Origin of the sequence: Thalassobacillus devorans MSP14, from assembly GCF_000496835.1 — a bacterium.
Lineage (GTDB): Bacteria > Bacillota > Bacilli > Bacillales > Halobacillaceae > Thalassobacillus > Thalassobacillus devorans_B.
Genome location: NZ_KI543236.1, coordinates 15,802 through 42,683 on the forward strand (window position 1 = coordinate 15,802; position 26,882 = coordinate 42,683).

The window sequence follows — 26,882 nt, forward strand, 5'->3', positions numbered from 1 at the left end:
AATTGTTATGGAAGCGAAATTAGAAGGATGGCATGAGCAGATTCGTTTTGATTTTGAAACCAGTCCATTTTTTCAGTTGTTGGGATTCAATTTGGTAGAGGTAAGTGAGGATGACGTACTTTTGGAACTGCCCATAGAAAAGAAACTGTATAACACGTATGGAAATCTTCACGGTGGCGTGTATGCAACAATCATCGACAATATTATCGGTATGAAAATGAGAGCGGTTTTCGGTCAGCCGGTAATAACCATTGATCTTCATACGCAATACATTGCACCTGTAAGTGGCGGTACGATTTCTGCCAGAGCAAATGTCTATGGGAATGGAAGAAAAATAAAAATGGGAGATGCAGAAGTGTTTGATTATGAAGGAAATCTTCTGGCCAAAGGTTATGGAACTTTTAAAGTGATAAAAGAGGGATGACTTGATAGAGGGGGAGAGGATTGTATGAATATTTATGTGATTTTAAAGCGCACGTTTGATACAGAAGAGAAAATTGCCATACAAAATGGAAAGATCAGTGATGATGGTGCTGAATTTATCATCAATCCTTATGATGAGTTTGCTGTTGAGGAAGCGATTCTGCTCCGGGATAAGCATGGCGGGGAAGTCACCGTAGTCAGTGTCGGAGATGAGGATAATGAAAAAGAACTCCGTACTGCTCTTGCTATGGGTGCTGACAATGCGATTCTTATCAACACTGAAGAAGTGGAAGAAAAAGATCAACATACCACTGCTTCAATTCTTGCTGCATTTTTTGAGGACAAAGCGTACGATTTGATTCTCGGAGGAAATGTCTCAAACGATAACAGCACCGGTCAGGTGGGACCTAGATTGGCTGAGCAATTAAATATTCCTTGTGTAACGACAATAACCGATATTGAAATAGAAGGAGATACTGTGACAGTGGAGCGTGATGCAGAAGGGGATACAGAAATTCTGAAGACCAGTATTCCTCTGCTGGCTACAGCACAGCAAGGTTTGAATGAGCCGCGCTACCCGTCGCTTCCTGGAATCATGAAAGCGAAGAGAAAACCTCTTGAAGAAATCGACTATGACGAACTCGATATCGACGAAGATGACATCGAATCCTTGACGGAAACTGTGACAGTTTTTTTACCGCCGGAAAAGCAGGCTGGGAAGATTCTGCAGGGGGAAACAGCTGATCAAGTCAAAGAACTGGTCACCTATCTGCATAAGGAAACAAAAATATTATAGGAGGGACAATGGATGAGTAAAAATGTACTTGTATTTGCTGAAGCACGAGACGATGAATTGAGAAATGTATCTTTTGAAGCACTCGGCGCAGCAAGAGAAATTGCAAATGGCGGAAAAGTAATTGGCGCAATTGTCGGAGCGGACAACCATCATCTGGCTGAAGAACTTTTTCATTATGGGGCGGATAGGGTCATTTCTGCTGAACATGAAGTACTGTCCGATTACACTAATGACGGTTATTTTCAGGCTTATTTACAGGTAGTTGATTCCGTGAGTCCTGATGTGATTTTGTCAGGCCACACTTCACTTGGCAAAGATTTGTCTCCCCGCTTGGCAGCGAGGCTGAACCTTGGACTCATTTCTGATGTCACAGACTTTGAAGTGGAAGAGGATGAGGTAATTTTCACAAGGCCTATTTATTCAGGAAAAGCTTTTGAAAAAAAACGGGTGAAATCAGGAACTATTTTTGCAACAATTCGTCCGAATAACATCGCTTCGCTTGATAAGGACTCAGCAAGAACAGGTCAGGTTGAATTTGAACAAGTTACTATCACTGATTTGCGAACCATTTTAAAAGATATTGTGAAAAAGACAGCTTCCGGTGTGGATCTATCCGAAGCTAAAGTGATTGTGGCTGGAGGCAGAGGTGTCAAAAGCGCAGGAGGTTTTAAACCACTGGAAGAGCTTGCAGAAGAATTAGGAGGGACTGTTGGTGCCTCCCGAGGTGCATGTGATGCAGAGTATTGTGACTATTCCCTGCAGATTGGTCAAACCGGGAAGGTCGTCACACCAGAATTATATATAGCTTGTGGAATTTCAGGAGCAATCCAGCACTTAGCCGGAATGTCCAACTCCAAAGTGATTGTTGCTATCAACAAAGATCCGGAAGCAAATATTTTTAATGTGGCTGATTATGGCATCGTAGGCGATCTGTTTGAAGTCGTACCGTTGTTGACGGAGGAAATCAGACACATGAAGGTTGGAGTCTGATTTAGCTGTAATACTTATATAAATCGATCACATTATTACTGACAGGAGGATTCACTTTGGATTTTCAACTCGATGAAGATATTCAATTCTTAAAAAACAATATACGCAACTTTGTAGAAAACGAAGTGGAAAAAGTAGCCATGCAAATTGAAAAAGAAGATAAAATACCAGAACGCACGATTGAAATGGCTAAAGAGATGGGTTTATTCGGATTGAGTATTCCAGAAGAATATGGTGGACTGGGCATCGGCATGGTCGGAAAATGTGCGTTATATGAAGAACTTGGTAAAACCCATAATGGATTTACGACATTAATTGGTGCTCATACTGGAATCGGTACAGTAGGGATCGTAGAGCTTGGAAACGAAGAACAAAAACAAAAATACCTCCCTGACATGGCGAGCGGTAAAAAAATCGGGGCATTTGCATTGACTGAACCGGAGGCAGGTTCCAATGCAGCTAATCTCAAAACGACTGCTGTAAAAAAAGGTGATAAGTACATTTTGAATGGCACAAAGCATTATATTACTAATGCAACAGAAGCGGATGTATTCACTGTTATGGCGGTTACGGATTCCTCAAAGGGAGCGAAAGGCATCACGTCGTTTATTGTGGAAAAGGATTTTCCAGGTTTTCAAGTTGGGGCAATTGAAGAGAAAATGGGGCTGAAAGGCTCCCATTCCGCTGAGCTGATTTTAGAAGAATGTGAAGTACCTGAAGAGAATGTCCTGGGTGAAGTTGGAAAGGGATATGTTAATGCTTTAAAAATATTAACGAACGGCCGTGCAGGGCTGGCTGCCAGGAATTTAGGATCGTGTCAAAAACTGCTTGATATGAGTTTGGAATATGCACAGGAAAGAAAACAGTTTGGTGTGCCGATTATTGAACACCAGGCAGTTGCTCATATGATTGCAGAAATAGGAGTAGAGACAGAGGCTCTAAGGTCCTTCACATACCGTGTCGCCTGGATGGTTGACCAGGGTGAGAAATTAATTAAAGAAGCAGCGATGTTAAAACTGTATGGCTCTGAAGTATACAATCGTGTTGCTGATAAAGCCTTGCAAATCCATGGCGGGGTGGGATATATTTCCGATTATCCGATTGAGAGATATTTTCGGGATGCCCGAATTACCCGGATTTATGAAGGTACGTCAGAAATTCAAAAAAATATCATTGCCGGACAGCTCCGTAAAGAATACAGCTGAAGGAGGAATGAAAATGAAAGAGAGTATCGTCATTGTTGAAGCTGTCCGAACACCAGTTGGACGGTATGGAGGTACATTAAAAAATATTAATTCTGGTGAATTGGCTTCCATAGTAATTGAGTCAGCACTAAGAAGGACAGGGCTCTCGCCTGAACTAATTGATGAAGTGATTCTAGGGGAGGTAAGGCAGACTACAGAGTCATCCAATGTTGCAAGAGTCGCTGCTTTAAGAGCTGGTGTTCCGGAATCATCTCCTGCATTCACAATTAACCGACTATGTGCATCAGGGATGCAGGCAGTAGCTTCCGGTGTACAGCAGATCATATCCGACCAGGCTGAAGTAGTTATTGCAGGCGGAACAGAAAGCTTAAGCAATGCACCAATTTATTTACGTAATAGCCGATTTGGTGGAGACCGCACCATGCTTGTTGATTCCAATCTTGAAGCAGGTCAGCAGCCAATTGAAATGTATGGTAAAAACCTCGGTATGGGAATGACTGCTGAAAATGTCGCAGAGAGGTATTACATTTCAAAAGAAGACCAGGATGCCTTTGCATTAGACAGTCAGCGTAAAGCTGCTGAAGCCATCGAAAATAATGTATTCCAGGAAGAAATCGTTCCGGTTGAAGTTAGACAGAAAAAACAAACGAAAACTTTTGATAAAGACGAACATCCGAGACCGCAGACAACACTTGAAAAGCTTAATCAACTCAAACCCGTTTTTAAGGAGGGAGGCTCTGTAACTGCAGGAAATGCCTGCGGTCGTAATGATGGAGCGGCAGCTTTAGTGATAATGAAGGAAGAAAAAGCGAAAGAATTAAGCCTAAAGCCGCTTGCTAGAATAACAGATTGGACAGCTGCAGGTGTTTCACCTGAAGTGATGGGTATTGGACCTGTTCCTGCAGTCCACAAATTATTGGAACGCACTGGGCGAAAACTGGATGATATTGGACTGATTGAATTAAATGAGGCTTTTGCTTCCCAGTCACTTGCTGTTATACGAAAACTTGGACTTGATCCAAAAAAAGTTAATATCAATGGAGGTGCAATTGCTCTTGGCCATCCTCTGGGCGCGACTGGAGCCAGGTTGTTAACCACACTTGTTCATGAAATGAAGCGGAGTGGGGAAAAGACCGGTATAGCAACACTTTGTGTAGGTGGGGGCCAGGGAATGGCGATGTTGTTGGAAAGAATGTAAGTTACTTTTCTAGCAAAAGTTGTCCGTAAAGGGTTGTTTTTTCTGAAATTTCAAAATAATATAGAATTATAACCTACTAACCGGTTGGTATGTTAGGGCGTAGGATATCTTTTACATTACTTAGAGGATTGGGGATAGTGATATGCATTTACGTCTTACTGATGAGCAGCAAATGGTACAGAAAACGATTCGAAAGTTTGTAGAAAAAGAGCTCATGCCACTAGAAAACGATGTGTTGCGTAATGAACGGGAGGGCAAACCGAGCCTTTCTGCTGAAAAAATGCACGAGCTTCAGATGAAAGCGAAAGAAGCTGGATTTTGGGGAATCAATACACCGGAAGAATATGGAGGAGCAGACTTAGGACAAATGATGCTGGCAATTGTCCAGATAGAAGTTGCTAAGACATTTGTTCCCTTCCAATTCGGAGGTTCTGCTGATAACATCCTCTATTACGGAAATGAAAAACAGAAGGAAAAATATCTACTTCCTACCATCAATGGCGATAAGAAATCTTGCTTTGCCATGACAGAGCCAGGCGCCGGTTCTGATACCAGGAATATTCGTATGACTGCTGTGAAAGATGGCGATGAATGGATATTGAACGGGGAAAAGACGTTCATTACAGGTGGCAACGAAGCGGATTTTGTCATGGTTATTGCCATCACCGATAAAGAACTCCATCAATCCTCCGGAGGCCGTAAAGGTGTCACTTGTTTCATCGCGGACCGTTCGATGGGATGGAAATCCGAATATATCGATACAATGGGAGAATGGGGCCCGGCCAGTTTGATTTTTGAAAATGTCCGTGTACCGGATGAAAACGTGTTAGGTGAAGTGGATGGAGGCTACGACTTGGGGCTGGAATGGATCGGGTTTGCGAGGTGGATCGTCGGTGCACGTGCAGTCGGATCAGCTGAACGGTTATTGAAAATGGCTATCGATTACGCCAATGAACGGGAAACATTCGGAAAACCGATTGGTACCCGCCAAGCGATTCAATGGCAGATTGCAGATTCAGCAGTGGAAATTGAGGCAGCTAAATGGCTTGTGCTTAACGCCGCTTTCACGTTGGATCAGGGAGAGGACAACCGTCATGCTGCCTCGATGGCAAAGTTATACGGCTCGAATATGGGAAATCGTGTGGTCGACCGTGTCCTTCAAATCCACGGCGGTATGGGATATACCAGGGAACTTCCTATTGAACGGTGGTACCGTGAAGCAAGGCTATGGAGAATCTATGATGGAACCGATGAGATACAGCGTTTGATTATTTCCAGGAACCTATTAAAAGGTCATGTGAAGGTAGGATAACTCTTAATCTAGTAAGGGTTAAAATCGAAGTTTATTACAGATGGTGGAATAAAATTAAGCGCTTGTATCAGTAAAATTCAAGAGGCTGACCTTTTTACGAGCGCAGGAACATTGGTACCAAGATTTTAATATTGGAGGAATCGATTATGTCAGGTAGATTTGATGGAAAAGTAGCATTCGTCACAGGTGGAAGCCGCGGAATTGGAAAAGGAATTGTTCAGAAATTCGCGGAAGGGGGAGCGAAAGTAGCTATCATTGATATCAACGAAGAGGCGCTTTCAGAAGCAGCAAATGAGTTCAACGAAAGAGGTTATGAAATATTTACGAAGGTTGCCAATGTGACGGAAGCTGAACAGGTAGAGAATGCCATGAAAGAAGTGTATGAGAAATATGGTTCAGTGGACATTCTTGTCAACAATGCTGGTGTAATCAAGGATAATATGCTTTTCAAAATGACTGATTCCGATTGGGATACTGTGATGGGAGTCCATCTGAAAGGGTCTTTCAACGCCGCTCGTGCTGCCCAAAAATACATGGTCGAAAATAAATACGGACGTATCATCAACATCTCATCGACTTCTGCCTTGGGTAATCGTGGACAGGCAAACTATGCTACAGCTAAAGCCGGGCTGCAGGGCTTTACAAAGACATTGGCGATTGAGCTTGGCCGCTTCGGTATAACAGCAAATGCGGTAGCTCCCGGGTTCATTGAGACTGATATGACTAAGCAGACAGCGGCAAGAATCGGTATTTCCTTCGAAGAATTGGTGGAAGCCAGTGTCTCCAATATTCCTGTAGGAAGAAGCGGCAAACCAGAGGATATTGCAAATGCGGTTGCTTTTTATGCAGATGAACAATCATCCTTCGTCAATGGGCAGGTACTATATGTAGCTGGCGGACCAAAAGATTAATCAGGGAGGGATCATTTATGTTGGCACATGTTATCGGAAAGAAATCGAAGCCCGTTAAGAATGTTGTGGAAAGAGGAGCTGTCAAGAAGTTTGCAGAATCTATCGGTGACTTGCATCCGATTTTCACATGTGAGGAGACAGGGAAGCAGTCCATGTATAACAATAACATCGCTCCCCCGACTTTTCCGAGAGTTTTTGATTACGGCACTATTGAGGAATTGGAATTACCTGCAAAAGGGTTGATTCACGGGGAAGAGACGTTTCATTATGAAAGGCCTTTGATAGTGGGAGAAGAAATCAACTGCTATGCGGAAGTGAAAGATTACTATGAAAGAAAAGGAAAAAGTGGAGAAATGGGCTTTTTGCTATTAAAAAGATATGGTGAAGACCTTGAGGGTAATCTGATTTTCACAGAAGAGCAGGTAGTCATCATTACAGAAGCGGTTCGGAAGGAGATGATGGTGTGAATCAGTTAACTTTGTTAGAAGCAGGGGAATCACTGGAGAACGTCACGCTATCTCCGGTTTCCAGACTGGATTTGATCAAATACGCGGGAGCATCAGGTGATTACAATCCGATCCATACTATTGATGAAGAAGCAATAAAGGCTGGCCTCCCTGGAATTATCGCACATGGCATGTGGACGATGGGTAATCTTGCTAAATTATTCACTCCTTATTATGAGGAAGGGTTTATCCAGGATTATAAAATAAGGTTTCAAGGTATGGTTCGACTCGATGATGTCATCACCTTACAGGCGACCTTAGCTAATAAAACGGATCAACATTTACATTTCGACGTTGCTGCATCGAATCAAGAGGGCAAGGATGTTATCAAGGGTACAGTTGTATTTAGTCAGTATGAATAAAGGAGATGACTTATGAACTTTGAGTATACGGAAAAAGTTCAGGAGTTGCAGCATAGATTGAAAGCTTTCATGGAGGAAAATATTTATCCGAATGAATCCATATATGAGGAGCAATTGAATAAAGAGGATCGGTTTTCAACTGTTCCGCCTATCATGGAAGAGTTGAAGCAGAAGGCAAAAGAAAAAGGGTTATGGAATTTGTTTTTGCCTGAGAGCGAGTATGGTGCCGGACTGTCAAATATGGAATATGCACCATTATGTGAAATTATGGGACGCTCCCATATAGCACCAGAAGTTTTCAACTGCGCAGCTCCTGACACGGGGAACATGGAGGTATTGGAGCGTTATGGGTCTGAGGAACAAAAAGAGAAATGGCTGAAACCGTTATTGGATGGGGAGATTCGCTCCTGTTTTTCTATGACAGAGCCGGATGTAGCTTCTTCTGATGCTACTAACATCAGGACCAGTATTGTGAGGGATGGTGATGAGTATGTCATCAATGGAACGAAATGGTGGTCTTCAGGGGCGGGAGATCCCCGCTGTAAAATAGCAATCGTGATGGGGAAGAACGACCCGGAAGCCCCTAAACACGAACAGCAGTCGATGATCCTTGTTCCTCTCGACACTCCTGGAGTGCATATAAAGCGGGTACTGCCTGTTTATGGTTATGACCATGCGCCCCACGGTCATGCAGAAATAGAATACGATAATGTCCGTGTTCCTGCATCGAACCTAATCTGGGGAGAAGGAAAAGGGTTTGCGATTGCACAAGGAAGACTGGGGCCAGGAAGAATCCATCATTGCATGCGGACGATCGGTGCAGCAGAAAGAGCGCTTGAGGATATGTGTAAGCGTGTCAAAGAACGGGAGGCTTTCGGAAAGAGGCTTTCTGATCAAGGTGTCATCCAGGAATGGATTGCCGATTCTCGAATTGAAATTGAGCAGGCTCGCCTATTAACATTGAAAGCTGCCTATATGATGGATACGGTAGGAAACAAAGAGGCCAAGGCTGAAATTGCGATGATTAAAGTAGTAGCCCCTAATATGGCACTGAAAGTTATTGACCGGGCAGTACAGGCATTTGGAGCAGCCGGTGTCAGTGATGATTACTCTCTAGCCGCGAAATGGGCAAATATACGGACGCTGCGCCTGGCTGATGGACCTGATGAAGTACACCGGAGAGCCATTGCCAAATATGAATTAAGAAAAAATCACTGAATCTGGGAGGCACATACATGCATGTTAAAGAGCTGTTTGATTTAACAGGAAAGACCGCCATCGTAACTGGCGGCGGCAGAGGGTTAGGGAAGCAGATTGCGGAAGGATTCGCAGAGTCTGGAGCAAATGTAGTTGTTTGTTCAAGAAAAGTAGAAGCCTGTGAAGAAGTAAGCGAAAACCTGGAAAAAATGGGTGTTGAGTCTTTTGCTTTGAAATGTGATATCACCAATCCGGAAGACATCCAGAATGTAGTTGATCAGACAATGGAACGCTTCGGAAAAATTGACATCTTGGTAAATAACAGTGGTGCGACATGGGGAGCTCCCGTAGAAGAAATGCCGCTTGAAGCATGGCAGAAAGTAATCAACGTCAATGTCACCGGCACATTCATGATGTCACAGGCCGTAGGTAAAGTGATGCTTGAACAGAAGACAGGGAAGATCATCAACATTGCCTCTGTTGCTGGACTGAAAGGTTCTGACCCAAAATATATGGATACGATTGGGTATAACTCCAGTAAAGGGGCAGTGATAACTTTTACGAAAGACCTCGCTGTCAAATGGGGCCCAAAGGGTATTCATGTCAATGCGATAGCTCCTGGATTTTTCCCGACGAAAATGTCCAAAGTGCTGATTGAAAAAGGAGAAGATGCTTTCCTTGGTGGCACTCCTCTAAGAAAATTTGGAACAGAAGATGATCTGAAAGGAGCGGCAGTATTCCTGGCATCTGCTGCATCAAACTATGTAACAGGTGAAACGTTAGTTGTAGATGGTGGCTCTCATGCTATGTGAAGGGAGTGAAGGTGATGGCCAATAGAGAAGCTGTTATCGTTTCAGCTGTCCGAACAGCGATCGGACGGCAAGGAGGAACGTTAGCTACGGTGCCAGCTCATGTGTTAGGAGCAGAGGTCATTAAAGCAGCTGTTCAGCGTGCAGGTGTCCAGCCCGAACAGATCGAGGATGTTATTTTTGGCAACGTATTAAGTGGAGGAGGAAATATTGCCAGGTTAACAGCATTGGAAACAGGTTTATCTATCAGCCTGCCAGGATTGACAGTAGATCGTCAATGCGGCTCAGGATTAAATGCGGTGAATCTGGCAGCACAAGCTATTAGAGCTGGGGATGGAGATGTTTATATTGCTGGCGGGACTGAAAGTATGAGTCGTGCTCCTTATCTGATGGATCGCCCGGAAAGGCCTTATAGCCCGGTTCCTCCTAAATTCAGAAAATCTCCGTTATCCCCAAAAGAAATAGGAGATCCTCCGATGGGTATCACTGCTGAAAAACTGGCGGAAAAATATGAAATCAGTCGGGAGGAACAGGATGAGTTCGCCTTAAGCAGTCAACGCAAGATGGCGAGAGCAATGGAAGAGGGAAGGTTTAATGAGCAAATAGTTCCTTTCGAAGTTCCGGTCCGGAAAAAGGATTCGATAGATTTTAAGATTGATGAACATCCCCGTCCGCAAACCACAATCGATGCGCTCTCGAAGTTAAGCCCGGCTTTCCTTGAAAATGGAACCGTAACAGCTGGGAATAGTTCAGGTTTGAATGATGCGGCTTCAGCACTGGTAGTAATGTCTGGCGAAAAAGCTGACGGACTTAATTTGAAACCTCTGGCAGTAGTGCGTGCCCAAGCCGTAGCAGGCGTTGATCCAAATATCATGGGGATCGGTCCGGTGCCTGCAACGAAAAAAGTATTACACAAAGCTGGACTTAATCTTAAAGATATGGACGTCATTGAAATCAATGAAGCTTTTGCGGCACAGGTCCTTGCTTGTAACCGGGAACTGGAGATGGACTTAGAAAAAGTAAATGTAAATGGCGGGGCGATAGCTCATGGGCATCCACTTGGAGCGACTGGAGCGATATTGGCTACAAAAGCTATATATGAGTTGCAGCGGTCAAATGGGAAATATGCGCTGATTACAGCCTGTATAGGCGGGGGGCAGGGTATAGCAACTATCCTGGAGCGCGTATGACAACTGGCTGTTTTCAATAAGGAAAAGTTTCGAGAAAGGTTAGGTATGATATAATTTTCCTATCATATCTAAGCGAGAGGAAATGGAATATGAAACAAAAAATTATTGATTACAGCATCCAATTATTTGATGAAAAAGGGTTCACCGAAACATCTGTCCAGGATATCGTCGAGGGCCTCAACGTTACGAAGGGTACTTTCTATTATTACTATAAAAGTAAGCAGGAATTATTAAGAGATATTCATCTTTATTACATTGAATATTTAGTGAAGCAGCAAGAAGAAATCATCAATGATGCTAATAAAGACAGCAGAACGAAAATCAGAGAGATTATTTATATGATTATCCAAAGTATTCAGGAACGAAGAAGAAGTGCCAGAATCTTCTTCCGCGAGATGCGCAATCTACAGCAGGAATATCTGGCGCAGAATATGCAACAAAGGGATCTTTTTCGTGAAAATGTCCAAAAAGTCATTGAAGAGGGAATCCGTGCAGGCAACTTCGAAGAAAATTTGAATGCAGACATGATAACTCGTGGTATTCTCGGAATCACGAACTGGAGTTATTACTGGTTTAATCCTGAAGGAGACGTCTCTGCAGGTGAGCTTACAGACATATATACCAATATGATCTTCAATGGAATCAATAAAAAAGAGTAACGGATAGCAAGGGGCACGCCCTTCTATGCCACTCACATACTGACTAGTTGGTAGATAGGTTGTTATCCAGGTGCAGGAGGTCTAATAATGAGACATGAAACAGAGGTGTGGGTAAGGTTTTGTGAGACAGATGCAGCAGGGCACGTCAACAACACCAGTTACTTTATTTATCTTGAGGAAGCGCGTGGGAAGTTTTTTGAAGAAATTCAGCCAAATCGGTCAGAAGTATTTGAAGGGTTCATCATCGCTTCCACGAAGTGTGATTTTGTGAGCCAAGCATACTTCAAACAAAGGTTGATTATTTCAACATCCATCTCAAAAATCGGATCAAAGAGTTTCAGCTTCCATCATGCGATTAAAGCAGCTGAAACTAATGAATTGGTCGCTACTGCGGAAGCCACTATCGTGTGTTTCAATTATGAGAAACAAAAAACGGAGGAAATTTCATCGACACTGAGAGAAGTGCTTGAAGGATACCTTGTCATGAATTAGCAACTATCTTAGGTAAGGAGTGAATCCAATGAGTTCACAGACGATACCAGTTCGTAAAGGGGAAGAGTTGGACCTTCCTGCCATTGAAGCCTACTTAAGAAGCCAACTCAAGAATTTGCCGGATCAAGCATTGACCATCAAACAATTCAGTGCCGGACGATCCAACCTGACCTATCAATTGAACATGGGTGAGGGATGGGAAGCGGTATTAAGACGGCCGCCGTTAGGACCTGTCGCTCCCAAGGCTCATGATATGGAAAGGGAGTTTAAAATACTGCAGGAAATACACCCTTATTTTCCACAGGCACCTGAGCCTTATTTATTTGCTGATGAAAGAGTGATTGGCAGTCCGTTCATTATCATGGAAAGAAAGCACGGAGCCGTATTAGATACAAAGTTTCCGGAAGGTGTAGAAGTGACCGATCAGTTATGTAAGGACATCTCAGAAATAATGGTTGATTCACTTGTTTCTCTACATAGCATTGATTTTACCAAAACCAAGTTGAAAGAAATGACAAAGCCTGACGGGTTTATGGAAAGACAGGTCCATGGGTGGATCAAACGCTATGAGCGGTCACAGACGGATGATATTTCAGGTGTCTCTTCCCTGAAAAACTGGCTGGTCACTCATATTCCAAAATCTCAGAAACCGACAATCATTCATTATGATTACAAATTGAACAATGCCATGTTCCATGATGATTTAAGTGGGATGAATGGGTTGTTCGACTGGGAAATGACAACAGTTGGCGACCCGTTAGCAGACTTAGGGGTGGCAATGAGCTATTGGATAGAAGCTGACGATTCCGACTTGTTAAAAAGAGGGTTAGGGGAAGAGCCGATCACCACATTACCCGGTTTTATGACAAGGGATGAATTCCTGGATGCCTATGCCAGAAAAAGTGACAGAGATCTTTCAGAAATGAACTTCTACATGACCTTTGCTTATTTTAAATTGGCTGTCATTTGCCAGCAAATCTACTACCGTTGGAAAAAAGGACAAACACAGGATGACCGGTTCGCTGAACTAAATCATTTTGTTGACAACCTGATTCAATATGCAGCTTATAATGCGGAAAGATAAATCTGATTCCTGACTTGAGGTGTAAAACAATGAAAATTCACCTTCTGTTAAAGAAGGAAGAAATCGATCCAGAAAAGATGCAGGAAAAGGTTACAGTGGTATTTGATGTGCTGCTTGCTACATCTACAATAACTGCAGCGTTAGCGTTTGGAGCTAAGGAAGTTGTTCCAGTATTGAACGGTTCTGATGCTCAAAAGGAAGCTAGCGGGAGAGCTGACGGGAGTTATGTCCTTGTTGGTGAATATGAAGGGGCAACGATTGAAGGTTTTTTAGCTCCTAACCCTTTGGACTTGAAAGAAAAAGTTTTAGGAAAGAGCGTTATTTTGTCAACCACCAATGGAACTGTCGCACTGAAAAATTCTTTCCCGGCAAAAATTATCTATGCTGTGTCGTTATTGAACAGCAAGACAGTAGCAGAAGATATAAGGAAACGATTTTCAAATGAAACGATTGTGCTCGTTTGTGCAGGGTCGTCTGGCGAGTTCAATATAGAGGACTTTTATGGTGCAGGTTATTTTATTGAGTGTTTAATGGCAAACGTGAAAGAAGAAATAGATTTAACAGATGCGGCAAATGCTGCTTTCCACTTTTACAAAGGCAACATGCAAAAAGGACCTGAACTCCTCAAGGTATCTCGTATTGGCCGGATGCTGATTAGCCGCGGATTTGAAAGAGAAGTAGACTTCGTTGCGAGTAGCAACTTATTTCAAGTGATACCCAAGTTGGCCGATAACGGGAGAATCATTAATCACCAGCATTTAGAAATTAAAAAATAACAGTGATGAAAAGGATGTGGTAGCTACGTGAGTAGATTCAATGGGAAAGTAGCGGTAGTGACAGGAGCAGGCAGTGGCATTGGAGGAGAAACGGCTGCAAGATTAGCTGGTGAAGGGGCCAGGGTTATTTTGATTGGACGGACTTCCTCTAAGCTTGAAAATACTGCTGAAAGAATCAAGAGCTCTCTGAAAGAAGCAGATACAACGGTATTTTCCGCCGATGTAACCAAGGAAGATGAAATGGAAGAATTAAAGAAATTCATTCACCAAAAATATGGAACCATTCATGTATTGGTAAATAACGCTGGAGTTTCTGGGAAGTCTACTATTCTCGATTTGGAAGCCGAAGAGTGGGACCGGATTCAAGCGACGAATTTAAAAAGCGTTTTTCTCGTATCTAAAATACTTGGCAAAATGATGATAGATAGCAGCCGAGATGCTGACGAGGAAACAGCCAGTGATCGTTCGATTGTCAATGTCGCTTCATTATCGGGTCACAAAGCAGGGGCTCAAATTCCTCATTACAGCTCTTCTAAAGCGGCGGTAATCAATTTTACTAAGGCACTGGCAGCCGAGTTTGCACCCTATGGTATCCGTGTCAATTCTGTATCACCAGGATTTACAGAAACCCCGCTGACAGAAAGAGGTTTGCAAAATAAGCGGTTTGAAGATGCCATCCGGCGAAACACAGCATTAGAAAGAGTGGGCAAGCCGGACGAGATCGCTAATGTAATAGCTTTTGCAGCTTCTGAAGAAGCATCTTATATGACTGGCTCTGATTTATTAGTAGACGGCGGATGGCTGGTAAAGTAGATAGAAATGAAAACAAAGGAGGAATCAGTTTGCAAAAATCAGATACGAAAGACTTGCTTGTCCAAGTTGAAGGGACTGTTATGAATTTGACGTTGAATCGTCCGGAATCATTGAATGCGTTCAGCCCGGCGATGATTGCTGAGTTAAAGGAATCGATTAAACAGGCGAAACAGGATGAGAACATTCGGGTAGTAATCTTATCTGGTGCCGGTCGTTCATTTAGTGCCGGCGGTGATGTCAAGACAATGGGTACGAATGAACCGATTGACGCTTATAAACATATCGGTAAGCTGAACGAACTGATTTTAGCGATAAAAGACCTGGAAAAGCCGGTAATTGCTGCGGTACATGGCTTTGCTGCTGGAGCAGGTTTTAATTTGGCCTTAGCCTGTGACATTATATTGGCTGCAGAAGATAGTGATTTCGTCTTAAGCTTTTCGAAAGTAGGCCTGGTTTCAGATGGAGGCGGTTCATATTTCCTGCCTAGATTAATTGGAATACATCGAGCGAAAGAGTTAATGTTCCATGCCTCTCCTATCAATGCCACGGAAGCGAAATCTCTTGGTATTGTCAATCAAATTTATCCGACTGATACCTTTAATATTGATGTCGAGCGCTACGCGGAAAAACTCGCTTCCGGCCCATCAAGAGCCTATGGATTCATTAAAAAATTAACTGACCGTTCTCTGTCCTCCAGTTTAGACGAAATCCTCGAAGCAGAAAGAATTACACAAGCCACAGTGATTACCACCGAAGATCATCGTAAAGGAGTAAAAGCTTTTAAAGAAAAGCGACATCCTGACTTCCAAGGAAAATAAGCATCTATCTGCCAGCTTAATTAACTGAATATTTATCATATTCAAAAAAACACCATTCAAAATGACAACGCTTACAAAGGTGCTTCTGAAAGGAGAGAGTAATGTGAGCCGTACTGATCACTTTGCTAACTGGCCGAAATTGACCAAATCGCTTACTGTTCCTGAAACGACGCTAGTTGATAATTTAATTGTTTCAGCTAGTCGTTTTCCCGCTCATGAGGCAATTTTTTATTATGGTAACTCGATAAAATATCGTGAGCTCATGGAAGAAGTGGAGTCCTTGGCAGGTTATTTGCAACAGAAGCTTGGGGTTTCCAAAGGGGATAAAGTATTACTGTTTATGCAAAATTCTCCCCAGTTTGTAATCGCTTATTATGCGATATTACATGCAGACGCTGTAGTCGTTCCTATCAATCCGATGTTGAAACCTAATGAACTGGAATTTTATATAAAAGACGGTGACATTCAAAACGGAATCGTTGGGCAGGAATTAATGGATGAAGTAAAGCCATTATTAGAATCCACTCACCTTCAGAAAGTTATCATTGCAGCTTATTCCGACTATAAAGGAGACAACTTCGACGGAGTGCTTCCACAAGAAGTGAATACTCCACGTAAAGTCTATAAGGAAGCTGATCATTATTTATGGGTCGATGCGATTCAGTCAGGAAGTCGTCCTGGGAAAAAGGTAAGTACGGCCGATGACTTGGCTGTCATCCCTTATACGTCAGGGACAACTGGGCTGCCGAAAGGCTGTATGCATACCAACCGGACGGTTCAGGCAAATACGACTGGGGCTTATTATTGGTCGCGTACTACAACCAACTCCAGGAATTTGATGACCCTTCCATTGTTCCATGTAACCGGAATGGTACACAGTATGCATATGCCGATATATGCCGGCAGTACGATGGTGATCATGACCAGATGGAATCGGGAAACTGCACAGAAACTGATAAAAGAACAGCAATGCACCCATTGGGTAACGATCAGTACCATGCTGATCGATTTTCTTGCAAATCCGGATTTGAAACCTGAAGAACTTACTTCCCTGATTTCCATTTCCGGTGGAGGAGCTGCGGTTCCGAAAGCTGTCGGAGAAAAGCTTTACCAGTTGACAGGATTAGAATTCATAGAAGGATATGGATTATCGGAAACGATTGCTCAAACGCATTTCAATCCGCCTGACCGTCCTAAAAGACAATGTTTAGGAATCCCTGCTTTTGATGTAGATGCCAGAATTATCGATCCAGTTACCAATGAAGAGGCGGAAGCTGGAGAGATAGGAGAAATTGTGGTCAACGGTCCCCAAGTGATGGTCGGCTATTTCAATAGAGAAGATGAAAATAGGAACGCTTTTATTGATATTGATGGCAAGTCTTTTTTCCGCACTGGAGATATTGCCCGACGTGATGACGAAGGATATTTTTTCATTGTGGATCGGGTGAAACGGATGATCAATGCTTCTGGCTATAACGTCTGGCCGACAGAAGTTGAGTCTCATCTATATAACCATGAAGCAATTCAACAAGCGTGCGTAGTCGGTGTGCCTCATCCACGCAAGGGCGAAGATATTAAGGCCTATGTAATTTTAAATGAGGATTATCAAGGAAAAGTAACCGAAGAAGAGATTGTAGAATGGGCCAGGCAGCATATGGCTGCTTATAAATATCCTCGGCAAGTGGAGTTTAGGCAAAAATTTCCAACAACGAACAGCGGAAAAATATTATGGAGGAAGCTCCAGGAAGAAGAAAAGGAAAAGGTGGAGAGGGTTAATAGGTAGGAGAATGTCAGCATCTGGGGGGTAAAAATCATCCGCTAAAGGGGTAGTTATATGGATATATTATCGCAGCAGTTATTTAATGGGCTTACGATAGGAAGTGTATATAGTCTGGTTGCTCTAGGTCTGACGTTGGTTTACGGGATATTGCATATACCGAACTTTGCCCATGGTGCTATGTATATGCTGGGTGCTTATGTAACATTGACGATGATGCTTCTGTGGGGGCTCCACTATTGGCTGGCTATGGCTATATCAGTGTTGGTTGTCGGCTTGCTGAGTGTTCTGATGGAAAGGCTGGTTTTTCATCCTTTAAGGAATGCACCGCCAATTCATGACAAAATAGCAGCAATCGGTATTTTACTATTTCTTGAAGCACTGGCGCAATTGATCTGGGGAGCAGACTATCGTTCTATGGGTACACCTTATGGTGAAGTAATTAACCTCTTCGGCTTGACCGTAACGATGCAGCGTATACTCATTAATGTGGGCGCGGTAGTGGTTATGCTTTTGCTATATCTATTCTTAAAGAAAACAATGGTCGGCTCTACGATTATAGCTATGGCGCAAAATCGCGAGGGCGCACATTTAGTGGGAATCAATACAAATAAAGTAGCTATGCTGACCTTCCTGATATCAGGTGGATTGGCCGCAATTGCTGCATCGCTTGCTGCGCCGATCAACCTTGTCTTTCCTGGAATGGGCCACTTAGTGATACTGAAAGCCTTTGTCATTATCATTCTGGGTGGGATGGGCAGCATACCGGGGGCTATTCTGGGAGGATATATTCTTGGATTCAGTGAAAGTCTTGGAGCTACTTATCTTTCTAATGATTACAAAGATATCATTGCGTTTTTACTTTTAGTAATCATACTATCATTCAGACCTAAAGGGTTGTTTGCCAGGGAGGGATTTTAATGGCTGCTTTATTAAACAGGCGGACCGTCATATCAGGCTTCATTCTTTTGGCACTCGTTTTTCCTTTCCTGACCAAAAACAGTTATGTGCTCCATATATTGACACTGGCATTTATTTGGATGATTGCTGTCTATGGGCTGAATTTGCTGGCTGGTTACACTGGATATCTTTCACTAGCCCATGCTGGTTTTTTTGCTATAGGAGCCTACTCTTTAGGAATACTGACAGTCAAAGTTGGCATGAATTATTGGCTGGCTTTTCTATCCTCTCTGATAATCACTTGTATTTTAGGCTTATTAATCGGCTTAATAGCCTTAAGGACAAAAGAACATTTCTTTGCGATTTATACTTTGTGTGTAGGGTATATCATTTATCTGGTCATCGATAAATGGGACGGTTTGACAGGGGGAGTGCGTGGCCTGATCGGTATTCCGGTCCCTGCTGGTTTCGGTCCGCTTTCATTTGAGAAGCCGCTATCCCAGTACTATCTGATTTTATTTTTTCTCCTGCTAACCGTACTCATGGTATATCGAATTGTTCATTCTTTGTCAGGACGGACATTCATTGCTATCCGTAATAGCGAGGAGCTGGCAAAGACCTTAGGGATCGCTACCATGAAAAATAAGCTGATGGTTTTTGTGCTATCCACATTGTTTGCCGGATTAGCTGGTGTGTTGTATGCATCATTCATTCGATTCATCGGGCCCGATATAGGATACATTACGATAACTTTTGATCTGCTGATGTATTTGTTGGTGGGAGGAATCGGAACGTTAGCTGGGCCTATTGTAGGCACTTTGCTGATTGTATGGGTATCCCAATCCCTGCAATTTCTACAAGACTATCGTATGCTGATTTTTGGTCCGCTTCTCACTTTACTAATTATTTTTTACCCCAGAGGTATTATAGGGGCCTTTTATGAGTGGAAAATAAAGCGGCAAGAAAAAAAGCGAATGAGAGCTTTAATAAAGAATCATAAGGATGCGGAATTTCCAACTGCCAATTCCGTTCCTGACAAAAAGGTCAAGGAGGGGTGACCATTGTTCCTGAAAACGAAAGAATTGACGAAGAAATTCGGTGGTCTCATTGCCGTAAATGATGTGAGCTTTTCACTGGAAAAAGGTAAAATTAATGCAATCATAGGTCCAAATGGAGCTGGGAAATCAACTTTTTTTAACCTTGTGAGCGGATCACATACACCAACTTCGGGGCAAGTAATATTCAAAGACCAAAATATAACGAAACTCCCGCCTAATAAAATCGCAGAGTTGGGAATAGCAAGAACCTTTCAAACTACCAATCTTTTTGAACAATCGACCGTGCTGGATAATGTGAAAGTGGGACATCGTCTTCGTACAAATTCAACGTTACTGGATGCTGTCCTCAGAACAAAACGGTTTAAAAAGGAGGAAAGAAAATGCAGAGAAAAAGCTATAGAGGTACTCGACTTTGTCGGTTTGACAGATGTGAGTGATCAGCTGGCTGCCAATATCACACAAGAAGAAAAAAAGCGTGTTGCCTTTGCACTCGCACTCGCTACGGACCCTGAAGTTGTTTTTCTGGATGAACCGGCAGCAGGCATCAATCCAGATGAAACGGAAGGCTTGGCAGAACTGATGAAGAAGATGGTGGATAGAGGGATTACCGTTTGTCTGATTGAGCACAAAATGCAGATGATCATGAAGCTGGCTGATAAGATCATGGTGCTCAACTATGGAGAAAAAATTGCTGAAGGTACTCCTGAAGAGATTATGAACAATCAAATGGTCATAGAAGCATATTTAGGAGGGAGCGCCAGTGCTTGAGTTAAAAGGTCTTTCTGTTAGCTATGGCAGCTTTACAGCGATAGAGAGTATAGATGTCCTTGTTCAAAAGGGAGAAATTGTCGTGTTACTGGGCTCAAATGGAGCAGGGAAGAGTACTACATTTAAAGCAATAAGCGGGTTGGAAAAACCTCGTAAGGGTGAAATCCTCTTCGAAGGGAAGTCAATCGATAGCAGGTCTCCAGGGCGGATTGTAGAGTCAGGAATCGTTCAATGTGCAGAAGGCCGAAAACTTTTTCCAAAAATGAGTGTCAGTGAAAATCTGATCATGGGGGCTTATGTTCACCGTAAAAATAAAAAAGCTATTAAACAATCAATCAAGCATGTCTATGAATTATTTCCGATACTATATGAGAAAAAAGAAAATGCGGCAGGGTCTTTAAGTGGTGGACAGCAGCAAATGCTTGCTATTGGACGGGCCTTGATGGCAAAACCGAAATTGATGCTGCTGGATGAACCATCCATAGGGCTGGCCCCATTAATTGTAGAACAAATGTTTGAAGTCATACAGCAAATTAATGAAGAAGGGACTACCATTCTACTGGCAGAGCAAAATGCCAATGCTGCACTAGGTATCGCAAGTAAAGGCTACGTTTTTGAAAGCGGTTCCATAGTGGTTCAGGGAACTTCAGAAGAATTGCTGTCCGACGATTCTGTACGTAAGGCTTACATCGGAGCATGAATGTGGAGATCATTTCAATTTTGGTCTTACAGAAATTTATGAAGGAGGCAATTTAATGAATAAATTCCGGTTAATCGTTTTCCTGTCTGTGTTGTCAATTGTATTTGTATTAGCAGGGTGTATAGAAAATCCGTCCGATGAAGCCTCTGGCGAAGGAAATGAAAAGGAAACGGAAACTCCATCTACTGAAGAAGGAGAAAAACTCGTCAATATCGGTTTCAGTGGTCCTCTCAGTGGTCCGGCTGCTTATTATGGGGAAAGGTCATTCAGCGGATTGGAGATGGCAGCCGAAGAAATTAATAAAAATGGTGGTTTCGAAGTAGATGGACAGACTTATAAAATTAATTTGATTTCTTTTGATGATAAATACTTGCCAAATGAAGCTGCAGCAAACGCCAAAAGGCTTGTACAAGAACACCAGACTCCGATCGTCTACACGCCTCATAGCGGGGGAGTTAAGGCCATGCAGGTATTCAATGAACAGGAAAAATTCTTGATTGGCGCTTATACCAGTGAACCGGACGTAACGGAAGCAGGAAATTCCCTGACTGTCCGAATCCCTCCTCGATATGATAATTATATTGAGCCTTTTACAAACTATACAATGGAGCGTTTTGGCCAAAAACTCGCTGCCTTGCCGACATCCACTCAGTACGGAAAAGATTGGTCCGAAACTTTGCTCCCTTACTGGAAAGAGCAAGGGGGAGAGGTAGTCTATGATTCTTCTATTGATTTTTCTAAGGAGACGGACTTTTTCACCCTGGTAACTAATGCTTTGAAAGAAGACCCTGATGTATTATTTATTGGAGGTCCCTCTGAACCTACGGCAAAACTAGTTAAACAAGCGAGAGAACTAGGATTCGAAGGTGGGTTCATCATCATGGATCAGGCAAAGCTCGATGAGATGAAGAAGGTAACTAAATCAGATTCCTATGAACTATTTGAAGGAGCGATTGGGGTTATGCCGTTAGTGAATGCGGACTATCCCGGGACACCACAATTCGTAGAAAATTATCAAGAAAAATATAAGAACGATCCTGGTTCGGAAGCAGGTTTCCACTATATATCTCTATATATTTTTGTAGAAGCTATGAAAGCAGCAGGCACAGTAGATGATTCAGAAGCGATCCGTGCACATATACAGGATGGATTAAACCAGCTTCCTAAAGAAAAACAAGTATATGTTATCGATGAAGTTGGTAAAGACGGAGGGTTTAAAGCCAAGAGAAGTGTTGCAGCAATTGAAGACGGGGAAATTGTACCAATCAAGGTAGGAGAATAATAGTAACTTGTGGTTAGAGGTTGGCTTCTATTGTTGGGTCAACCTCTTATATATTGTATGATTATAACAATAAAGGTGGTGAAAAAATGGATATTAAACCAGAAAACTGTAAATCCAGGGAAGTCTATAAACTATTAACCGGGATAGTAGTGCCTAGGCCGATAGCTTTTGTTTCATCCAAGGATAAAAATGGCGTACATAATTTGGCACCATTCAGTTTTTACACCGCTATAACCAGTTCACCTCCGATTATCATGTTTGCAATTGGAGAGAGGGGCGGTACCAAGAAAGATACTCTGAATAATATCGAAAGCCAGAGAGAGTTTGTTATCAATGTGGTAACAGAAGAGATAGCAGCACCAATGAACGATTCCTCGGCAAATTTCAAGTCGGAGGTAGATGAGTTCAAGGAAGTAGGGCTGACAGGAGTACCTGCTCGAAAGGTAGATTGCCTGAGAGTTAAAGAGTCTCCTATCCAATTAGAGTGTGAATTAGAGAATGTTATCCCTATCGGCGATCATTCCCATATGGTACTTGGAAGAGTAGTGCATTTTCATATTGAAGACGAGTATTATTCTGGTAATTTCAAAATTAATGTAGAAAAGCTGAAACCACTGGCAAGAGTCAGTGGACCGAACTATGCTAAACTGAATGACTTTTTTAGTTTGGAGAAGTCTTTCAACTCCAAAAAGATAATCGATTAATTTTTAAGGATTTCGACAAAAAATTTAAAAATTCCATTGCACCACTAAACTACCCTTGTTATAATTATAATTGTCATTTCAAAAAGGCATGTTCATTATGCGGGTGTAGTTTAGTGGTAAAACCTCAGCCACGAGCGAAGCATCCACCGAATAAGCTACGAGTTGTCTCGACGGATTAACTTCCTGGAGTTATCTGGCAGAGGAAGAGACATGATTGTACGTGAACCTGACTTAAAGCAATCATCTATTATTATGCGGGTGTAGTTTAGTGGTAAAACCTCAGCCACGAGCAAAGCATCCACCGAATAAGCTACGAGTTGTCTCGACGGATCTTACTTCCTTGAGTTATCTGGCAGAGGAAGAGACATGATTGTTCGTGAACCTGACTTAAAGCAATCATCTATTATTATGCGGGTGTAGTTTAGTGGTAAAACCTCAGCCTTCCAAGCTGATGATGTGGGTTCGATTCCCATCACCCGCTCTTATTGCCGGTTTCATCCGGCAAGAGTTAGTATTTCCCCAATCAAGTTAACCAACGCAGTGTTTCGTTCTAGGTGACAACGAAGCATTGCGTTTTTTATGTTGTAAAGATGGCAACATTGTAAATAAACCAAGTAGATAGTTGGATTGGAGATGATTCGTGTGAAGAAACTTCAACAGCAATTACAGCAAATAGATGGGAAAAGTTATAAGGGTTATAAACAATTACAAGGCAGCTATCAGTTTGATCGCTACCGGCTTTGGATTGATTATGTGCAGGGAGATCCGTTTGCGGCTCCTTCTAAAATAAGGATCCAAGTACCTTACACCAAGCGTCCGATAAAATCCGAGTGGCGGACAGACAAAAATCGTCGGGTCTATGCTGAAGATATAATTACAAGAGATATTGCCCGTAAACTGATGAAGCTAAATCCTAATGTGAAAGGATCAGGTAAGAGTGGTCTGGTAGCTATCGATCGCCCTGGTCAGGAAATATTAGAACGTACGGCTGTATATTTGAATAGTGATCATATGATTATCTGCTTAAGCGTGGGTTTACCGGCCAATGGTAGACGCATTAATGGAAAGCAGGCTGAGAAGCTATTTTTCCAGGTGCTTCCTGAACTGATTGATACCTCCGTTTTTCGTATCAGCGATGAGGAGATTGAACGTGCAGTGCAACTGGCTGATCAGCATGCAGCTATTCGCAGGGAAATGGAGGCGAATGACTGGGTTGCATTTGTAGCGGACGGTGCAGTATTGCCTCGGAAAAGCGGTGTCAGTGAACGGCCAATGGAAGGAGCGGTTCCATTTGAAAGTCCTGAACAGAACCGTGTGACTATTGAACTGCCTCACCGCAACGAGCCATTGACAGGTATGGCGGTGAAAAAAGGGATCACGTTGATTGTCGGCGGGGGGTACCATGGTAAAAGTACCCTATTGAATGCGATGGAACGAGGGGTGTATCCTCATATTAAAGGGGATGGCCGTGAGTATGTCCTGACTGATCCGGCAGCAGTGAAAGTCCGGGCGGAGGATGGAAGAAAAGTCACAACCGTAAATATCTCGCCGTTCATAAAAAATCTCCCGCATGGTACAGATACAAACACGTTTACGACGGATAATGCAAGCGGTAGTACATCACAGGCTGCCAATGTAGTGGAGTCTCTCGAAGCAGGCGCTGCTACACTGTTGATTGATGAAGATACCAGCGCAACGAACTTTATGATACGAGATGAGCGTATGCAGGAACTTGTCGTGAAGGAGAAAGAGCCGATTACTCCATTCATCGATAAAATCAAACAGCTTAGTGATGAACTGGGTGTCTCAACGGTACTCGTCATGGGGGGATCCGGTGATTATTTTGATGCAGCTGAGAATGTTATCATGATGGACCAGTACCTCCCTTATAATGTTACTTCAAAGGCAAAAGAGATTGCAGATAAATATCCGCAACAACGGAAAGCGGATAAGGAAAACACCTTTGGTGAGATCACAACACGCAGGTTTCTTCCAAACAGCCTGCAGACTCAAAAGGGGAAGAAAGCTAAAGTACAATCAAAAAGCAAGACTTTGATTTTAAAAGGAAACACAGAAATATCATTGGACTATGTTGAGCAGCTTGTAGATGCATCTCAGACAAGGATGATTGCAGATATGCTGTTGCATTTGGATAAAAAAGGCTGGCTGGAAAAGAACCGGTCGATGAAAGAGTTGCTTGATGCCGTGGAAGATCAACTGGATGAGCAAGGGTTAGCTTCTTTTGCACCATTCCAAAACCAGCACCCTGGCGAACTGGCCCGGCCTAGACGGTTTGAAATCGCAGCGACATTAAACAGGATGCGAACTGCAAAAGTAAATCCTTTATAAAAAAATTTTAAAAGGGCAAGGGAACCAATAATTTTAAGAGAAAGGAGGGGTAAGGATGGATTACAAGCAATTGAAGGAAGATGTTATAGCATACAGTAAGGAAATCGGCATCGACAAAATCGGATTTGCTTCGGTAGATGTGTTTGGAGAACTGAAAGCCCGTCTGAAACGTCAGGAAGAGCTGGCGTACCAATCGGGTTTTGAAAAAGGGACGGTTGAGGAACGTACAGAACCAGGCAGGCTCTTACCTGAAGCACAGTCGATCATTTCGATTGCTTTAGCTTATCCCTCTAAAATGAAAGATGCACCGAAAAGTAAAAAAGGCGACAGACGCGGTATCTTCTGTCGTGCTTCCTGGGGACAGGATTACCATGATGTACTGCGTGAACGCCTGCAGAAGCTGGGAGAATTCTTAAAAGAGAAATTCCCTGAGGTAAGCATCAAGTCGATGGTGGATACAGGAGAGCTGGCTGACCGGGCAGTGGCAGAACGCGCAGGCATCGGTTTCAGTGGGAAAAACTGTGCCATCATCACGCCTGAATTTGGTTCTTATGTATATCTTGGAGAAATGATTACGAATATTCCTTTCGAACCCGATGAACCTGTGGAGGACAGTTGCGGTGATTGCAATATTTGTGTCGATGCCTGCCCGACTGGAGCCCTTGTCCAGGGCGGCCAGCTGGATGCCAATAAGTGCATCGCATTTTTAACGCAGACGAAGGACTTTCTTGCTGATGAATATCGGATAAAAATCGGTAACCGGCTATATGGTTGTGACACTTGTCAGACTGTATGTCCGAAAAATAAAAAGAAAGATTTTCATCTGCATGAAGAATTCGAACCCGATCCAGAAGTGACCAAGCCGCGATTGAAGCCGCTCCTTTCGATTTCGAACAGGGAGTTTAAGGAGCAATTCGGTCCGATTGCCGGATCCTGGCGTGGCAAAAAGCCGATTCAACGTAATGCTATCCTGGCTTTAGGCCACTACAAAGATGAGACGGCAGTGGACGATTTAATTCGTTTGATGAAGGAAGACCCTCGCCCGGTCATCCGTGGAACGGCTGCCTGGTCGCTGGGAAAAATTGGATCCCCTGGGGTGTACGAAGCGATTGAAGCCGCGATGAAGAGGGAATCGGATGAACGGGTGTTGTTTGAAATGGAAAAAGGGCTTGGGTTTCAGTTGAATTGACAGAAAACTCCTTCCCATCTTTGCATTTCTCTAGTATAATAAAACAAACTTTTTAAAAAAGAAGGGGTTGTTTATGGCTAAACGTTCCTTTCTTTATTATGGTGAATTGGAAACTCCGCTTGGTCCGATAACATTCGTCGCAGATAAGGACGGTGTCTGCCGGATCGACTATGGTAGCTATCAAGAGCTGGCAACGCATCATAATAATTGGGCGAGACAGTATTTCCTTTGTCCGAAGTTTGTGCAGGATGATGAGTTGTTAGAATCAGCCATGCAGGAGTTCCAGGAGTACTTTCAGGGAACCAGGCATGCATTCACCTTTGACTATCAATTATATGGAACCCCTTTTCAGCAAAAAGTGTGGAAGGCGTTGTGCGAAGAAATTCCTTATGGGGAAACAAGATCGTACAAAGAAATTGCAAAAGCGATTCAGGCGCCTAAAGCGATACGTGCTGTAGGCGGTGCGGTAAATCGCAATCCTTTATCGATTATCGTTCCATGTCACCGAGTAATTGGCACGAACGGAAAATTAGTGGGTTACAATGGTGGATTAGAAAAGAAAAGAAAGTTATTAGAATTAGAAATGCCCCAGATGCTTTTCAACTTTTAATATG

28 protein-coding genes and 1 tRNA gene are annotated in these 26,882 nt (G+C 43.0%); all 29 read left to right on the forward strand.

Features of this window, described 5'->3' with window-relative positions; all coding sequences use genetic code 11:
- The first annotated feature begins 7 nt into the window (after nucleotides 1–7).
- The 29 genes from P855_RS0100840 to P855_RS0100980 all read left to right on the forward strand — a co-directional run bounded on the left by P855_RS0100840 (nucleotide 8) and on the right by P855_RS0100980 (nucleotide 26,878).
- Nucleotides 8–424, forward strand: a complete 417-nt coding sequence (locus tag P855_RS0100840; RefSeq protein ID WP_037985542.1) for a PaaI family thioesterase — start codon at nucleotides 8–10, stop codon at nucleotides 422–424.
- A 24-nt stretch (nucleotides 425–448) separates the two neighbouring features.
- Nucleotides 449–1,219, forward strand: coding sequence for an electron transfer flavoprotein subunit beta/FixA family protein (locus P855_RS0100845; RefSeq protein WP_028781818.1), 771 nt, complete (start codon nucleotides 449–451; stop codon nucleotides 1,217–1,219).
- A 12-nt stretch (nucleotides 1,220–1,231) separates the two neighbouring features.
- A complete protein-coding gene (locus P855_RS0100850) occupies nucleotides 1,232–2,209 on the forward strand; it encodes an electron transfer flavoprotein subunit alpha/FixB family protein (RefSeq protein ID WP_028781819.1) in 978 nt (325 codons plus the stop codon).
- Nucleotides 2,210–2,265: 56 nt separating this feature from the next.
- Nucleotides 2,266–3,414, forward strand: coding sequence for an acyl-CoA dehydrogenase family protein (locus tag P855_RS0100855; protein ID WP_028781820.1), 1,149 nt, complete (start codon nucleotides 2,266–2,268; stop codon nucleotides 3,412–3,414).
- Between the two features lie 13 nt (nucleotides 3,415–3,427).
- Nucleotides 3,428–4,612 carry a thiolase family protein gene (locus P855_RS0100860; RefSeq protein WP_028781821.1) on the forward strand — a complete coding sequence of 395 codons (1,185 nt, stop codon included), beginning with the start codon at nucleotides 3,428–3,430 and terminating at the stop codon, nucleotides 4,610–4,612.
- Nucleotides 4,613–4,754: 142 nt separating this feature from the next.
- A complete protein-coding gene (locus P855_RS0100865; protein WP_028781822.1) occupies nucleotides 4,755–5,924 on the forward strand; it encodes an acyl-CoA dehydrogenase family protein in 1,170 nt (389 codons plus the stop codon).
- Nucleotides 5,925–6,070: 146 nt separating this feature from the next.
- Entirely contained in the window at nucleotides 6,071–6,835 is a 765-nt protein-coding gene (gene fabG / locus P855_RS0100870) for a 3-oxoacyl-ACP reductase FabG (RefSeq protein ID WP_028781823.1), read from the forward strand.
- A 17-nt stretch (nucleotides 6,836–6,852) separates the two neighbouring features.
- Nucleotides 6,853–7,302 (forward strand): MaoC family dehydratase N-terminal domain-containing protein, encoded by a 450-nt coding sequence (locus P855_RS0100875; protein ID WP_028781824.1) that lies wholly within the window; start codon nucleotides 6,853–6,855, stop codon nucleotides 7,300–7,302.
- Nucleotides 7,299–7,703 (forward strand): MaoC/PaaZ C-terminal domain-containing protein, encoded by a 405-nt coding sequence (locus P855_RS0100880; RefSeq protein ID WP_028781825.1) that lies wholly within the window; start codon nucleotides 7,299–7,301, stop codon nucleotides 7,701–7,703. The genes P855_RS0100875 and P855_RS0100880 overlap by 4 nt, the downstream gene beginning before the upstream one ends.
- Nucleotides 7,704–7,715: 12 nt before the next feature.
- Nucleotides 7,716–8,921: an acyl-CoA dehydrogenase gene (locus P855_RS0100885; protein WP_028781826.1), complete on the forward strand. Its 1,206-nt coding sequence runs from the start codon at nucleotides 7,716–7,718 to the stop codon at nucleotides 8,919–8,921.
- A gap of 17 nt (nucleotides 8,922–8,938) precedes the next feature.
- The gene (locus P855_RS0100890; protein ID WP_028781827.1) at nucleotides 8,939–9,712 is read left to right on the forward strand and encodes an SDR family oxidoreductase; all 774 of its coding nucleotides are present in this window, start codon (nucleotides 8,939–8,941) and stop codon (nucleotides 9,710–9,712) included.
- 14 nt (nucleotides 9,713–9,726) lie between these two features.
- The gene (locus P855_RS0100895) at nucleotides 9,727–10,899 is read left to right on the forward strand and encodes a thiolase family protein (protein ID WP_028781828.1); all 1,173 of its coding nucleotides are present in this window, start codon (nucleotides 9,727–9,729) and stop codon (nucleotides 10,897–10,899) included.
- An 89-nt stretch (nucleotides 10,900–10,988) separates the two neighbouring features.
- Nucleotides 10,989–11,558 (forward strand): TetR family transcriptional regulator, encoded by a 570-nt coding sequence (locus tag P855_RS0100900; RefSeq protein ID WP_028781829.1) that lies wholly within the window; start codon nucleotides 10,989–10,991, stop codon nucleotides 11,556–11,558.
- 87 nt (nucleotides 11,559–11,645) lie between these two features.
- A complete protein-coding gene (locus P855_RS0100905; RefSeq protein ID WP_028781830.1) occupies nucleotides 11,646–12,050 on the forward strand; it encodes an acyl-CoA thioesterase in 405 nt (134 codons plus the stop codon).
- 28 nt (nucleotides 12,051–12,078) lie between these two features.
- Entirely contained in the window at nucleotides 12,079–13,134 is a 1,056-nt protein-coding gene (locus P855_RS0100910; RefSeq protein ID WP_028781831.1) for a phosphotransferase family protein, read from the forward strand.
- 29 nt (nucleotides 13,135–13,163) lie between these two features.
- Entirely contained in the window at nucleotides 13,164–13,910 is a 747-nt protein-coding gene (locus P855_RS0100915; protein WP_037985544.1) for a 2-phosphosulfolactate phosphatase, read from the forward strand.
- Between the two features lie 27 nt (nucleotides 13,911–13,937).
- Nucleotides 13,938–14,723: an SDR family NAD(P)-dependent oxidoreductase gene (locus tag P855_RS0100920; RefSeq protein ID WP_028781833.1), complete on the forward strand. Its 786-nt coding sequence runs from the start codon at nucleotides 13,938–13,940 to the stop codon at nucleotides 14,721–14,723.
- Between the two features lie 80 nt (nucleotides 14,724–14,803).
- Entirely contained in the window at nucleotides 14,804–15,541 is a 738-nt protein-coding gene (locus P855_RS0100925) for an enoyl-CoA hydratase/isomerase family protein (RefSeq protein ID WP_235062623.1), read from the forward strand.
- Between the two features lie 103 nt (nucleotides 15,542–15,644).
- Nucleotides 15,645–17,324, forward strand: coding sequence for a long-chain-fatty-acid--CoA ligase (locus P855_RS0100930; protein ID WP_037985546.1), 1,680 nt, complete (start codon nucleotides 15,645–15,647; stop codon nucleotides 17,322–17,324).
- A 51-nt stretch (nucleotides 17,325–17,375) separates the two neighbouring features.
- Complete coding sequence (locus P855_RS0100935; protein WP_028781836.1) at nucleotides 17,376–18,239, forward strand: branched-chain amino acid ABC transporter permease; 864 nt, start codon at nucleotides 17,376–17,378, stop codon at nucleotides 18,237–18,239.
- Nucleotides 18,239–19,276: a branched-chain amino acid ABC transporter permease gene (locus tag P855_RS20190; RefSeq protein WP_037985547.1), complete on the forward strand. Its 1,038-nt coding sequence runs from the start codon at nucleotides 18,239–18,241 to the stop codon at nucleotides 19,274–19,276. The genes P855_RS0100935 and P855_RS20190 overlap by 1 nt, the downstream gene beginning before the upstream one ends.
- 3 nt (nucleotides 19,277–19,279) lie before the next feature.
- The gene (locus P855_RS0100945; protein WP_028781837.1) at nucleotides 19,280–20,044 is read left to right on the forward strand and encodes an ABC transporter ATP-binding protein; all 765 of its coding nucleotides are present in this window, start codon (nucleotides 19,280–19,282) and stop codon (nucleotides 20,042–20,044) included.
- Nucleotides 20,037–20,744, forward strand: coding sequence for an ABC transporter ATP-binding protein (locus tag P855_RS0100950; protein ID WP_028781838.1), 708 nt, complete (start codon nucleotides 20,037–20,039; stop codon nucleotides 20,742–20,744). Before P855_RS0100945 ends, P855_RS0100950 begins: the two co-directional genes overlap by 8 nt.
- Nucleotides 20,745–20,799: 55 nt before the next feature.
- Nucleotides 20,800–22,026 carry an ABC transporter substrate-binding protein gene (locus tag P855_RS0100955; RefSeq protein ID WP_028781839.1) on the forward strand — a complete coding sequence of 409 codons (1,227 nt, stop codon included), beginning with the start codon at nucleotides 20,800–20,802 and terminating at the stop codon, nucleotides 22,024–22,026.
- Nucleotides 22,027–22,112: 86 nt separating this feature from the next.
- The gene (locus P855_RS0100960) at nucleotides 22,113–22,730 is read left to right on the forward strand and encodes a flavin reductase family protein (RefSeq protein WP_028781840.1); all 618 of its coding nucleotides are present in this window, start codon (nucleotides 22,113–22,115) and stop codon (nucleotides 22,728–22,730) included.
- Nucleotides 22,731–23,140: 410 nt separating this feature from the next.
- Nucleotides 23,141–23,211: transfer RNA gene (locus tag P855_RS0100965), tRNA-Gly, on the forward strand.
- A 161-nt stretch (nucleotides 23,212–23,372) separates the two neighbouring features.
- Nucleotides 23,373–25,079, forward strand: a complete 1,707-nt coding sequence (locus P855_RS0100970; RefSeq protein ID WP_028781841.1) for an ABC-ATPase domain-containing protein — start codon at nucleotides 23,373–23,375, stop codon at nucleotides 25,077–25,079.
- 55 nt (nucleotides 25,080–25,134) lie between these two features.
- Entirely contained in the window at nucleotides 25,135–26,268 is a 1,134-nt protein-coding gene (gene queG, locus P855_RS0100975) for a tRNA epoxyqueuosine(34) reductase QueG (protein ID WP_028781842.1), read from the forward strand.
- A 73-nt stretch (nucleotides 26,269–26,341) separates the two neighbouring features.
- Nucleotides 26,342–26,878, forward strand: coding sequence for a methylated-DNA--[protein]-cysteine S-methyltransferase (locus P855_RS0100980; protein ID WP_028781843.1), 537 nt, complete (start codon nucleotides 26,342–26,344; stop codon nucleotides 26,876–26,878).
- Nucleotides 26,879–26,882 lie beyond the last annotated feature (4 nt).

Bases quoted from the DNA above. Each gene is read 5' to 3' on its own strand.
- P855_RS0100840 (WP_037985542.1), top strand. From the start codon at position 8: ATGGAAGCGAAATTAGAAGGATGGCATGAGCAGATTCGTTTTGATTTT.
- P855_RS0100845 (WP_028781818.1), top strand. From the start codon at position 449: ATGAATATTTATGTGATTTTAAAGCGCACGTTTGATACAGAAGAGAAA.
- P855_RS0100850 (WP_028781819.1), top strand. From the start codon at position 1,232: ATGAGTAAAAATGTACTTGTATTTGCTGAAGCACGAGACGATGAATTG.
- P855_RS0100860 (WP_028781821.1), top strand. From the start codon at position 3,428: ATGAAAGAGAGTATCGTCATTGTTGAAGCTGTCCGAACACCAGTTGGA.
- P855_RS0100865 (WP_028781822.1), top strand. From the start codon at position 4,755: ATGCATTTACGTCTTACTGATGAGCAGCAAATGGTACAGAAAACGATT.
- fabG (WP_028781823.1), top strand. From the start codon at position 6,071: ATGTCAGGTAGATTTGATGGAAAAGTAGCATTCGTCACAGGTGGAAGC.
- P855_RS0100875 (WP_028781824.1), top strand. From the start codon at position 6,853: ATGTTGGCACATGTTATCGGAAAGAAATCGAAGCCCGTTAAGAATGTT.
- P855_RS0100885 (WP_028781826.1), top strand. From the start codon at position 7,716: ATGAACTTTGAGTATACGGAAAAAGTTCAGGAGTTGCAGCATAGATTG.
- P855_RS0100890 (WP_028781827.1), top strand. From the start codon at position 8,939: ATGCATGTTAAAGAGCTGTTTGATTTAACAGGAAAGACCGCCATCGTA.
- P855_RS0100895 (WP_028781828.1), top strand. From the start codon at position 9,727: ATGGCCAATAGAGAAGCTGTTATCGTTTCAGCTGTCCGAACAGCGATC.
- P855_RS0100900 (WP_028781829.1), top strand. From the start codon at position 10,989: ATGAAACAAAAAATTATTGATTACAGCATCCAATTATTTGATGAAAAA.
- P855_RS0100905 (WP_028781830.1), top strand. From the start codon at position 11,646: ATGAGACATGAAACAGAGGTGTGGGTAAGGTTTTGTGAGACAGATGCA.
- P855_RS0100910 (WP_028781831.1), top strand. From the start codon at position 12,079: ATGAGTTCACAGACGATACCAGTTCGTAAAGGGGAAGAGTTGGACCTT.
- P855_RS0100915 (WP_037985544.1), top strand. From the start codon at position 13,164: ATGAAAATTCACCTTCTGTTAAAGAAGGAAGAAATCGATCCAGAAAAG.
- P855_RS0100925 (WP_235062623.1), top strand. From the start codon at position 14,804: ATGAATTTGACGTTGAATCGTCCGGAATCATTGAATGCGTTCAGCCCG.
- P855_RS0100935 (WP_028781836.1), top strand. From the start codon at position 17,376: ATGGATATATTATCGCAGCAGTTATTTAATGGGCTTACGATAGGAAGT.
- P855_RS20190 (WP_037985547.1), top strand. From the start codon at position 18,239: ATGGCTGCTTTATTAAACAGGCGGACCGTCATATCAGGCTTCATTCTT.
- P855_RS0100955 (WP_028781839.1), top strand. From the start codon at position 20,800: ATGAATAAATTCCGGTTAATCGTTTTCCTGTCTGTGTTGTCAATTGTA.
- P855_RS0100960 (WP_028781840.1), top strand. From the start codon at position 22,113: ATGGATATTAAACCAGAAAACTGTAAATCCAGGGAAGTCTATAAACTA.
- queG (WP_028781842.1), top strand. From the start codon at position 25,135: ATGGATTACAAGCAATTGAAGGAAGATGTTATAGCATACAGTAAGGAA.
- P855_RS0100980 (WP_028781843.1), top strand. From the start codon at position 26,342: ATGGCTAAACGTTCCTTTCTTTATTATGGTGAATTGGAAACTCCGCTT.